Genomic DNA, 12,389 nt, shown 5'->3' on the forward strand with positions numbered 1-12,389 from the left:
TAGTCACCAAATTAAAATTCTTCTGTAACTAAATCACCTTGATTTATAAAGACTAATTCACCGTCAAAAGCATCAAGTAAAATAATACTATCTGTTGTTACTTGTCCAGATAAAATCTCTTTGCTTAATTGATTTAAAACGTCTTTTTGAATGACACGTTTAACAGGTCGTGCTCCATATTCTGGATTGTAACCTTTATCTGCTAAGTACTTTATTGCTTCTGGTGTTGCGTCAAACGTAATCCCTTGTTTTGCAATCATTTTAGAAACGCCTTTTAACTGTAATCCTACTATTTCAGTAATATTGTCTTGTGTTAAAGGTGTAAACATTATAATGTCATCAATCCTATTTATAAACTCTGGTCTAACCGTTTGTTTTAATAAAGCTAACACATCTACTTTTGCACCTTCAATAGCAGTGTCCACATCTTTTACAGCATCAAATCTCTCTTGTATTATTTGACTTCCCATATTGGATGTCATTATAATAATGGTGTTTTTAAAATCTGCAATACGACCTTTGTTGTCTGTTAAATGACCTTCGTCTAATACTTGTAATAAGATATTAAACGTGTCTGGATGCGCTTTTTCAATTTCGTCTAGAAGCACAACAGAATATGGTTTACGTCTAACAGCTTCTGTTAGTTGTCCGCCTTCATCATAACCAACATATCCTGGAGGCGCACCAACTAATCTGCTTACTGCATGACGTTCTTGATACTCGCTCATATCAATTCTAGTCATGGCGCTTTCATCATCAAATAAATACTCAGCTAACGCTTTTGCTAATTCTGTTTTACCAACTCCTGTTGTTCCTAAAAACAAGAAGGTGCCAATGGGTTTGTCAGGATTTTGTAATCCTGCACGACTTCGTCTTACAGCATCACTAACTGCTACAATTGCTTCTTGTTGTCCTACCACACGTTTGTGTAATTGGTCTTCCAATTTTAATAGCTTTTCACGATCACCTTGCAACATTTTTGTTACTGGTATTCCTGTCCATTTAGCAACTACTTCTGCAATGTCTTCATAGGTCACTTCTTCTTTAATTAAAGAGCTTTCAGATTGATTATCAGTTAAGTCTTTTTGCAATTTTTCTAGCGTTTCTTGTGCTTCTTTAATCTTACCATAACGTAACTCAGCTACTTTACCATAATCTCCATCACGTTCTGCTTTTTCAGCTTCAAGCTTGAAGTTTTCTATAGCTTGCTTTGTGTTTTGGATGTTATCGACAACTTCTTTTTCGCTTTTCCATTTGGCATTTATTTCGTTTCGTTCTTCTTTTAAATTTGCTAAATCAGAACTTAAAGTTTTAAGCTTAGCTTCATCTTTTTCGCGTTTTATGGCTTCAATTTCGATCTCTAATTGCATTATTTTTCTATCTAAAACATCCAATTCTTCAGGTTTAGAGTTGATTTCCATGCGCATTTTAGCAGCAGCTTCGTCCATTAAGTCAATTGCTTTATCTGGAAGAAATCTGTTGGTTATGTAACGTTGAGACAACTCTACAGCACCAATTATAGCATCATCTTTTATGCGTACTTTGTGGTGTGTTTCGTACTTTTCTTTAATTCCTCTTAAAATAGAAATCGCACTTTCTGTATCAGGCTCGTCCACCATAACTTTCTGGAAACGACGTTCTAAAGCTTTGTCTTTTTCAAAGTATTTTTGGTACTCGTCTAAAGTAGTTGCTCCAATAGCACGCAACTCTCCACGTGCTAAAGCAGGTTTTAAAATGTTTGCAGCATCCATTGCGCCTTGTCCACCACCAGCACCAACTAGTGTGTGGATTTCGTCAATAAATAGGACGATATCACCATCACTTTCTGTAACTTCTTTAATTACAGCTTTTAGGCGTTCTTCAAATTCGCCTTTAAATTTTGCTCCAGCAATAAGTGCTCCCATATCTAGTGCAAAAATTTGTTTGTCCACTAAATTTTCTGGAATATCTCCATCTACTATTCTATGTGCTAAACCTTCTGCAATTGCAGTTTTACCAGTTCCTGGTTCACCAACTAATATTGGGTTGTTTTTAGTACGACGAGATAAGATTTGAAGAATACGTCTAATTTCTTCATCTCGACCAATAACAGGATCTAATTTTCCGTCTCTTGCTAATTGATTTAAGTTTTTAGCGTATTTGTTAAGCGAGTTATAAGTCTCTTCTTGACTTTGTGATGTTACTCTGTCTCCTTTTCTAAGCTCATCAATTGCTGCTTTTAAACCTTTTTCTGTTACACTTTGGTCTTTAAGCATTTGTGCTATTTTACTGTTTGATTTAAAAACAGCTAAAATAAAATGCTCGATAGACACGTAGTCATCATTCATTGCTTTTGCAATAATAGAGGCTTCGTTTAGAGTTTTTCCAGCTTCACGAGACAGCATAATATCTGCTCCTGTAACTTTAGGAAAACTCTCTAATTGTTTGTCTAATGCTAATTCTAATACATTAATATTGACATTCAGTTTTTTTAAAATGAATGGTAATACGTTTTCATCAACCTCAAAAATGGCTTTAAAAAAGTGTTCATTTTCTATTTGTTGATGACCATAACTTTGCGCAATCTGTTGCGCACGTTGTATGGCTTCTTGCGATTTGATTGTATAATTATTTGGGTTCATATTGTTATGTTGTTTTTATTTCCGCTTAAGCGAAAATTATTATTTAATTATTGATTTACAAGTACAATAAGTCAATTATCCTACCAATTGTAAATAACACCATTTAAATGCCAAAAAGTCATCTTAAGCATTGATTTTAAAGACATTTTGTCTGATTTTGGTGTTTTATAGCCAATAATTTTAATACTGTATTGTCTATGTATGGTATCTATTTTAGTTAGTTGTTTTTTTTACTCATAGTTTTGAGTAAAATTAATATTATGCGTCAATTTTATTTATTGTTTTTTTTATTAAGTGTTACTATTAATGCACAGGTTGTGCAAGACGATTTTGAAGGTAGTGGAACTATTACTAGTTGGTTTGGAGATAATTGTGGAATGAATTATAATTATGCAAATCCATATTCTCAATCAATAAATACTTCAAATACAGTTTTAGAATATAGTGACATTGGTGGACAATATGCTAATGTTAGATTTGATGTGGGAAGTAATTTTGATTTTTCACTTAAAAATACGTTTTCTTTAAAAATATACTTGCCTTCAAGCGGATTAACTGGAACGCAAAACAACCAAGTGTCTTTAAAGCTTCAAGATGGTACAATAGCACAACCTTGGACAACACAAAGTGAAATTATTAAACCTTTAGTATTAGACGCTTGGCAAGAAGTAACCTTTAATTTTGATGAAGACAATTATGTAAACCTTGATCAAACTTCCTTACCACCTTCACAGAGAATAGATTTTAATAGAGTCGTTATACAGGTTAATGGAGAAAATAACTTTGATGCAGTTATTGCTTATATAGATGATGTTTTGTTTTATGAAACCACTAGTAACGATCCAATTTATGATAATTTAGTTTGGTCTGACGAGTTTGATACAAATGGAGCAATTAGCAATTCTAATTGGCATCATCAAACCCAATTGCCTAATGGAGGAAGTTGGTATAATGGCGAAATACAACATTATACAAACCGTATTGATAATGCTTTTGTAAATGGTGGGTTTTTAAATATTTTAGCTAAAAAAGAAACTTACACAAACCAAGGATACACAAAACAATACACCTCAGCAAGGTTAAACTCTAAGTTTGCATTTACTTATGGTAAAGTAGAAGTAAGAGCTAAACTACCTACAGGAGTTGGTACTTGGCCAGCTATTTGGATGCTAGGCAAAAACATAAACGAAGATGGTGGTTATTGGGATATCCAAGGTAATGGAACTACAAGTTGGCCTGCTTGTGGAGAAATTGATATTATGGAGCATTGGGGAAGTAATCAAAACTTTGTACAAAGTGCTATGCATACACCTTCTAGTTCTGGTAACACAGTTAATCATGGTGGGCAAACAATAGCTACAGCATCGTCAGATTTTCATGTTTATACATTAACTTGGACACCAGAAAAAATGGTATTTAGTGTGGATGGAGTTATACATTACACATATAATCCAGCGATAAAAGATGCTAGTACATGGCCTTTTGATGCAGATCAATATTTGTTATTAAATATTGCAATACAACCTAGTATTGACCCTAATTTTACAGAAAGTGCTATGGTTATAGATTATGTAAGAGTGTATCAAGAAAGCACTTTGTCTGTTTCTGGTATTGATGTTGATAAAAAAGTTTTTGCTTATCCAAATCCAACAAGTAGCGATTTAAATATTCAAATTAATGATACTAATCAACTACAAGGAGAATTGCAAATTTTGGATGTTAGTGGTCGTTTAGTAAAACAACAACAATTTGAAGTAAATGGAACTAGACTTGTTTATAACGTTTCGTCTTTAGGTTCTGGTTTATATTTTATGAAATTGGTATTTAATAATGGAACATCTAAAACCGTTAAGTTTATAAAAAAATAATTCTTGTAAGTTTATAAGGAATATACGACCTTTAAACTATGGGATTTTTAAAAAACATATTAGGAGGTTCAAAAGAACCAAAAGAAGAAAAGATACTACCTTGGAAACCTTTAACGGATTTAAATCAGTTAAATGAAATAGAAAAGCTGTCTGTAGGTAAAACACAGGTTGTTTTTAAACATTCAACACGTTGCGGAATAAGTAGCATGGTACTTAACCAATTTACTGATGCTTTTGATATTGAAGGAAATTTAGATTTATATTATCTTGATTTATTAAATTACAGAGAGGTGTCTAACGAAGTTGGATACAAGTTTCAAGTAATGCACCAAAGTCCACAGTTAATAGTGATTAAAAATGGAGTAGTGGTTGCTCATGCAAGCCATGGAGCGATTAATGAGATTGATTTAGCTAAATTTTTATAATTTATTTTATAAATCTATTATCTTATAAATTAAATCTCCATCATCACTAATTCCGTTAATGATAAGCCTGACGTGTTCAGTTTTTGGTTTCTTAATTTTGATAATATTTGATGTGTTTGGATTTAAAGTTATATCTGGTAACCAATCCAATGTGCTAAAAGCATTTTTTGAAGATTTATTGGGAAAAAACAAACTGTTTTCAGTAATATCTTGTTGGTTTTTATTAAACCCATTGCTAGTTTTATATACTTTTGAAATTTGATTTTTATTGCTAACAGATTTACCTTTTCTGGTTATTAAATTAATTATTCCATTTTCATACCTAGTACCATTACCAAGACCACTTAAGTTAACAGATATTAATTCAAAGTCTGTAACAGGCCTAAAGGGATTTGGTAATCCTCCAATTTCTTGAGATACAAATGTATTATCTATTGAAATACTAACTAGATTATTAGTGCCATTATTTAATCCATTTCCCATCCTTTTGTTTAATACACGTACAAATGATGTGTCATTATATACACGTATACCTTGTATGGTTCTTAAATATTGTTCAAGTGTCATAAAGTTTTGATTTGGATCTATTAAATAATCTCTAGAATGACCTGCATTTATTGCCAAAAAGGGATTTTCTTTTTTAATCTCTTTAATTCTTTTTTGCTCCCTCTTTTTAATATTATCTAAAACAACCTCATCCAATAGTTCTGCATCTTTAGATAATGGTAAATCTATATTTAGACTAGTTTTTAAAGGTGTTTTTATACTATCTAAAATAGTAGAAAAATTAGTTTTTATTTTACGGCTCTTCAACATGTTATTTGCTTGGTAATCTACATAATGATTATAAACATAAAACCGAGCTTCTTGAGACTTTCCATTTTTATTTAGTAGTAATAATGCAAATTCTGAAGGATGTGTTAAATATAACTTATTGAATTTAAATGTTTTATCTGCATTTAAACTTGTTGAAGTAAAAATATTATTGGTATTGGAAGACAATGTAACTTGATAATTTGTTGGGTTTTTTAAAGTACTATTTAATTGTCCTTTTAATCTTATTCCAAATTCTTTATCATACAATAATTTTTGTTTAGTTTTTTTTTGATAAATAAAACTATTCCCAAGATTTTTTTTGTTAAAAAATGGATCTATACCTTCTGGTGTGTTAAAAACAACAATTTTATCACTTAGTGTGTTTGTAATCTTAGAATTATAATCAACAACCTCATTATCCTTGTGTATTACGCTAATGCTGATATTTGATTTTTTATAATAATTATTTAGTTTTAAATTTATAATTGCAGAGTCTTTTTTTTGCTCTATAATTTTTGCAGATACATCTATTTGTAGATTATTTTTATAATAAAAAGATTTTTCGGCTATAATTTTATTTTGATTATCAAATATGCTTATTGTGTTTGTACCATTAAATAAATCTGCTTTTAATATGTTGAAATTATAGTTTTGAATGTTTTCTGATAAGTTAAAAGAAGCTTTAGTTTTTAAATATCCTTTTTTATGTAGTACTGCATATATAAACTTGTTTTTTTTATTTATAATGGTCTCACGATTAGTTTTTAATTGAAAATTAATGACTTCATTATTATTTAAAGCACTTTTTAGAAGAGCAAAGCCTATTTTTTTTGCAGCTGGTAATTTAATTTTTTTGTCTTTATCGTCATGATAGAAAACTGCAGTATAATCTGAGTCGTAAAAAAAATTACATTTTGCATAATCATTATTAATAGCAATAATTTTTGCTATTTCTCTTCCTAATTTATTATCTACAATGCCTCCAACTACATAAGCATCGTCCTTATTTTTTAGTTTAAAATATATAGTATTTTCTGTGTTTTTTAACAAAATTCCACTTTTAGTAAAAAAGGTGATTGGTAAATTATTTAGTTTAGTATTATTAATATTAGTTGTATTTTTTATAGTTGCATTAGTGCTATTATTACTTATTTCATTTAAGTTTTTAATTGTAATTGAAAAATTGGACCCTTCCTTAAAATTTCTATTCCATTGTGTGTCTAATTGTAAAATATATTCTCCAGATTTTAAATCTTTAGGTAATTTGATAGTACCAAATGATTTTCCGTCTTTGACATGAAATAAGTGACTTAATACTAGTTTATTATCAAAATCGTAAAGATTAATATGAAGATTTGTGGTTTCTAAGTTTGGCTTATTATTAATTTCGTTTACTACATAAGCTTTAAAGTCTATATTTTCTTCGGAAAAATAGTAGTTTTTATTAGTGTGTAAATAAAAATTTTCAATATTATAATTATGTAGATAGCTATTATTAGCAATAGTTTCTATAAGATTTTCATCAATATTTTCTTGACAAAAAGAAAGAAAACTAACTAACAAAGCAATAATTATAGTAGTATGACGCATTTGGTTTTAAAGTATAGTTTAAAATTAATGATTTATATTAAATAAACTACGCTAAATTATAATTCTAATTTTTTATAATTAAACAGTTGTATAAATTCTACAAGTCTATTATCTTATAGATTAAGTCTCCATCATCACTAATGCCATTAATTATAAGTTTTACGTTTTGATTTTCTGACTTTTTTATTTTGACTATGTTAGATTTGTTTGGGTCTAGGTTAACATTTGGAATCCAGTCAATGGTACTAAAAGAGTTTTCTGAGGTTTTATTTGGGTAAAATAAATTGCTATCTTCTAAGGTTTCTTGATTTATATTATAGCCATTAGTTGTTTTATATGTTTTAGATTTTGATATATTATTTGTTTTTAAATTAGAACCTTTTCTACTTATTAAATGAATAATACCATTTTCCGCTCTTATACCATTACCAAGACCACTAAGATTAACAGATATTAATTCAAAATCTGCTACACTTTGATTAGGATTAATTAAACCACCATTTTGACCTATGTTTATTCCATCTAATGAGATGCCAATTAAGCTTGGTTCTAAGTTTAATCCGCTTCTTCTTATGTTATAAACATAAACTCTAGGTCCATCATATACAACACGTAAGCCAGATATTTTTGTTCTTAAGTATTGTTCAAGAGTTATAAAATCTTTTTCAGGATCAATTAAATATTCTCTTGAATGACCAGCGTTTATACCTAAAAAAGGATTTTCTTTTTTAATTTTTTTAATCTGCTCTGCCTTTTTGTTTTCAATGTTCTTTAAAACTATTTCATCTAATAGTTCTATATCTTTAGATATTGGTAGTTCAATATTTTTTAGCTTTTTTGTAACAGTTTTTGTATTATCTATTTCTGTTTCTAAAACAGTTTTAACTTTAGACATTTTTAAAATACTATCTGGAATATAGCTGGTTGAAATATTATATATATAAAACTGTCCGTCTTTAGGTTCTCCTTTTTTATCCATTAAAGTAAGGACATAATCTGAAGGATGTGCGACTGATAAATTCTTAAACTCAAAGTTTTTATCTGAACTTAATTGATAAGTTAAAATTGTATTATTACTATTTGTAAAAAACATAACTTTATGATCAGCTGGATTTTCTATTGGAGTATTTATGTAGCCTTTTAGTTTTAAACCTTTTTCGTTATCAAATAAAAGTGTTTTTTTAGAAATAGATTGATAAGGAAACCTTTTTACATCGTTTTGATTACATAATGTGGTTATAATGTTTGAACTATAATCTATAACTTTACTATCTTTATGAAGCACACTAATACTTACATTAGCTTCTTTATAAACATTAATTAGGTTTAAATCTAAGGTTAGTGAGTCTTTAGTTTGATTTACTTTTTTTGCTAAAATATCAACTTGTTTTTCCGCTTTATAATTAAAACTCTTTTCTGCTAATAATTTATTATCTGTATCAAATATAGAAATGGTATTTAACCCATCAAATAGGTCTGTTTTAAAAAAGTTTAAATTATAAGTTAGTACGTTTTTTGATAAGTTAAAAGGTGCTGTAGTGCTTACAAATCCATTTTTATGAAGTGCAGCATAAACAAATTTGTTCTCTTTTTTTTCTATTGTTTCTTTACTGGTCCTTAATTTAAAATTAACAACATCAGCTTTTTTAGAATTGCTTTCTAATAATATAAAGTCAGTTTTTTTTGATGTTAATTGCTTTTTATTTTCATTATCAACTTCATTTAATATTGTATTTGTAGTAGTTAAAGTAGTATTTGAGTCTTTTAGGTTTTGAATCTGAATAGAAAAATTAGAACCTTCTTTAAAATTTCTATTCCATTGCGTATTTAATTGTAATGTATATTGGCCAGATTTTAAATCTTTAGGTAATTTGATAGAACCATGAGATTTACCTTTTTCGACATAAAACAAATGGCTTAACACTAATTTGTTATCAAAATCATAAAGATTAATATGAAGGTTGGTTGTTTGTAAATTAGGATGGTTGTTAGCTTCACTTACTACATAAGCCTTAAAAAAAATGCTTTCTTCAGTAAAGTAGATGTTTTTATTGGTGTGTAGATAGAAGTTTTCAATTTGATAATTATGAAAATACTCATTATTATCTATAGATGATATTGGAGATTTTTTAATATCCTCTTGAGAAAAACTTGAAAGTGAAATAAAAAAAATAAAAATTAAAGTAAAATAGCGCATAAGAATTAGTTTTTAATAAAAAGATGAGCATCAAATTTTATGCCTTAATAAAGTTAGTAATTATTAATTTTATTCTATTTCTTGTAGAAAGCAATATCTTGTTTGTATAAATAATTGTTTTTAGTTATTTATCCTAAAACTGAACATTTATAAAAAACTCCCAAAGTAATTTGGGAGTTTTTTAGTTTTAACCTCTAAAACTATAACTGTTTATAATATCTTTTAATTTATACTTCAGGTCTTCACCAGTATCATAAACCATTTGCTCGTTACTAGGGAAACGTATTTGTCTGTTTTTAAGTAATTGTAAATCTTGACTAGTTAAAGCTCTTCTGTCTCCTCTAACGGTTCCAAAGGTATTTTCAAAAACAAACTCGCTATCTATTGAAAAATTATCTAATATTTGGTTTTGTTTTAAGTCTGTGTAAACTACTCTTGCAATTACTTGAGTAGATTTTAATTGATTTACCTCAAAAAATCTAGCTTTTATAGTTACAATTTTATCTTGTTTAACATCATTACCTAAACTGTCTTGTACTACGTTTCCGTTTGTATCTAAAACATATTCCCATCCATCAACAATGTTTTTTTTACGCAGTAATTGTCTTTCAGTAACATGTTCTGGAGACACATTAATACGTCTTAATTGTAGTTGCATTGCATAATCATAATCTATAGTAGCATCTGTATTTGCATGATATGTTGTCCAGAATTGATCTAAACCATAGGTGCTAAAGTTTAATAAATCTGCTTCTAAACGTTGTGGTATGATTTGTCTAGTTTCATTTTCAATAGATACTAAAACAAAGTCAGTTCCATTAAAATGCGCATTATCCATTAACTGTCTAACATCTTTATAATTAGCATTAATATGTTCAATTTCGCTTAACAACTTATACGCTTCACGATTGTTATACTTATCATTAGTTTGTACTAACTCTAAAGCTTGTGTGTACTTATAGTCAGATACTTTAGCTCTATAATCTATAATTTCGTCTGTATAATCACTAAAATTAAGTTCTAATGTCTTTCCACTAATTTGTAATGGCATAACACGTTTAATAGCATTTTGACGTGAGTCTAAATCTAAATATGTATTATAAATTGTTTCAAACAATTCTGGATTACCATCTTTTGTTAAATGGTTTAAATTATTATGGTCTTCAGCAACAACTTTATAATAAGCATCCTGAAGCATTAAAATATAACTTTGCTTACGCTTTTTATCTTTATTGTTTTCTAGCTTTTTTAAAGCATTACTAATGGCTAAATCATAATTACCAGAATGTAATTGTTTTTCGATTTGCTTTCTTCCAACACAAGATGTTAGTACCAGAAGAACCAGTGCAATAAGTGTAAATTTTTTCATCTTTTTTGGATTTAATTGGTTTCTATATTAAGTATATTTCAATACTTGTGCCAAACCAAAAAAAGAAACCCTTTAATTTTAAAATTAAAGGGTTAACTATTTGATAATTAGTATGTTGCTATTTGTGTTTTTTAGGCTCAAAAACTGGTAGAAGTTTTGTTTTTACTTCTCCAAAACCAATACGTGTTCCGTCTTTTTCGCAAAACCCTCTCATGATAACTGTATCGTTATCATTAATAAATTTACGCTCAGAACCATCATTCATTTTTACAGGTTTTTCTCCTCTCCAAGATAATTCTAACATAGATCCATAACTGTCAGGCGTTGGTCCAGAAATAGTACCACTTCCCATCATGTCTCCAGAGTTTACTGGACAACCATTTATAGTGTGATGTGCTAATTGCTGAGACATGCTCCAATACATATGTTTAAAGTTAGACTTACTAACTACAGTTTCTTTAGCTTTTTCTGGTTGTATTGCTACTTCTAAATTTATATCATAACTTTTTTTACCAGACTGTTGTAAATATGGTAACTGTTTTTTAATAGGTTTAGGATTATCAATTTTGTATGGTTGTAAAGCATCTAAAGTCACAATCCAAGGAGAAATTGACGACGCAAAGTTTTTAGCTAAAAATGGTCCTAATGGTACGTATTCCCATTTTTGGATATCTCGTGCAGACCAATCGTTAAATAGCACTAAACCAAAGATGTATTCTTCAGCTTCGTTAACAGGAATTGGCTCTCCTAAATCATTAGCATCTGTTGTTATAAACGCCATTTCTAATTCAAAATCAACTAATTTACTTGGTCCAAAAACAGGTTCTGCTGCTCCAGCAGGTAATGTTTGACCTTGTGGTCTATGTACTGGAATTCCTGAAGGGATTACAGAGCTACTTCTACCATGGTATCCAACAGGAATATGTAACCAGTTTGGTAACAATGCATTATCTGGATCTCTAAACATAGTACCAACATTGGTAGCATGATCTATACTAGAGTAAAAATCTGTGTAATCTCCAATTTGTACTGGTAATTGCATTTCAATTTCGTCTAATCGGAATAGTACAATCTCTTTATGTTTTACACTGTTTTTAAGCGAATCATTTTCTGCGTCAAAAATTTCTGCAATTCTATTTCTTACTAATCGCCAAGTTTTGCGTCCATCAGCAATAAAATCGTTTAAAGTATCTTGAAGAAAAATATCATCCGTTAATGGGATGTTTTTAAAGTATCCTAATTGGTGCAAAGCACCTAAATCTATTGCAGTATCACCAATACGTGTTCCAATAGTTATGATGTCATCTCTAGTTAAAAAGACTCCAAAAGGAATGTTTTGAATGGGGAAATCCGAGTTTTTATCGACGTGCAACCACGATTTTCTATCTGGATTATTAGCGGATAATGGCATATCTAAAATTGTTGATTTGTTGTTTATAAATTATAAGTAAATATAAGTTTTTTCAATTATTTACAACTAGTATTTCTTATTTTTGGTAAAAA

Annotated in this window: 7 protein-coding genes; 2 read left to right on the forward strand and 5 right to left on the reverse strand. The window is 29.0% G+C overall.

Features of this window, described 5'->3' with window-relative positions:
• Nucleotides 1-11 precede the first annotated feature (11 nt).
• Nucleotides 12-2,621 (reverse strand): ATP-dependent chaperone ClpB, encoded by a 2,610-nt coding sequence (gene clpB / locus SJY17_RS10635; protein WP_397362538.1) that lies wholly within the window; start codon nucleotides 2,619-2,621, stop codon nucleotides 12-14.
• 260 nt (nucleotides 2,622-2,881) lie between these two features.
• Between clpB and SJY17_RS10640 the strand changes: the two genes are divergently transcribed.
• Both SJY17_RS10640 and ytxJ read left to right on the forward strand, forming a co-directional pair.
• Entirely contained in the window at nucleotides 2,882-4,489 is a 1,608-nt protein-coding gene (locus tag SJY17_RS10640; protein WP_397362539.1) for a family 16 glycosylhydrolase, read from the forward strand.
• A gap of 38 nt (nucleotides 4,490-4,527) precedes the next feature.
• Nucleotides 4,528-4,914, forward strand: coding sequence for a bacillithiol system redox-active protein YtxJ (gene ytxJ / locus SJY17_RS10645; protein WP_397362540.1), 387 nt, complete (start codon nucleotides 4,528-4,530; stop codon nucleotides 4,912-4,914).
• A gap of 6 nt (nucleotides 4,915-4,920) precedes the next feature.
• Here the strand turns inward: ytxJ and SJY17_RS10650 are convergent, their stop codons facing one another.
• From SJY17_RS10650 to fahA, 4 genes are all read right to left on the reverse strand, one after another.
• Entirely contained in the window at nucleotides 4,921-7,320 is a 2,400-nt protein-coding gene (locus SJY17_RS10650) for a hypothetical protein (RefSeq protein ID WP_397362541.1), read from the reverse strand.
• Between the two features lie 97 nt (nucleotides 7,321-7,417).
• A complete protein-coding gene (locus SJY17_RS10655; RefSeq protein ID WP_397362542.1) occupies nucleotides 7,418-9,517 on the reverse strand; it encodes a hypothetical protein in 2,100 nt (699 codons plus the stop codon).
• A gap of 187 nt (nucleotides 9,518-9,704) precedes the next feature.
• Complete coding sequence (locus SJY17_RS10660) at nucleotides 9,705-10,886, reverse strand: hypothetical protein (RefSeq protein WP_397362543.1); 1,182 nt, start codon at nucleotides 10,884-10,886, stop codon at nucleotides 9,705-9,707.
• A 118-nt stretch (nucleotides 10,887-11,004) separates the two neighbouring features.
• Nucleotides 11,005-12,297 carry a fumarylacetoacetase gene (gene fahA / locus SJY17_RS10665; protein WP_397362544.1) on the reverse strand — a complete coding sequence of 431 codons (1,293 nt, stop codon included), beginning with the start codon at nucleotides 12,295-12,297 and terminating at the stop codon, nucleotides 11,005-11,007.
• Between the last annotated feature and the right edge of the window lie 92 nt (nucleotides 12,298-12,389).

Source organism: Olleya sp. R77988 (genome assembly GCF_044594215.1).
In the GTDB taxonomy this organism is placed as follows: Bacteria; Bacteroidota; Bacteroidia; order Flavobacteriales; family Flavobacteriaceae; genus Olleya.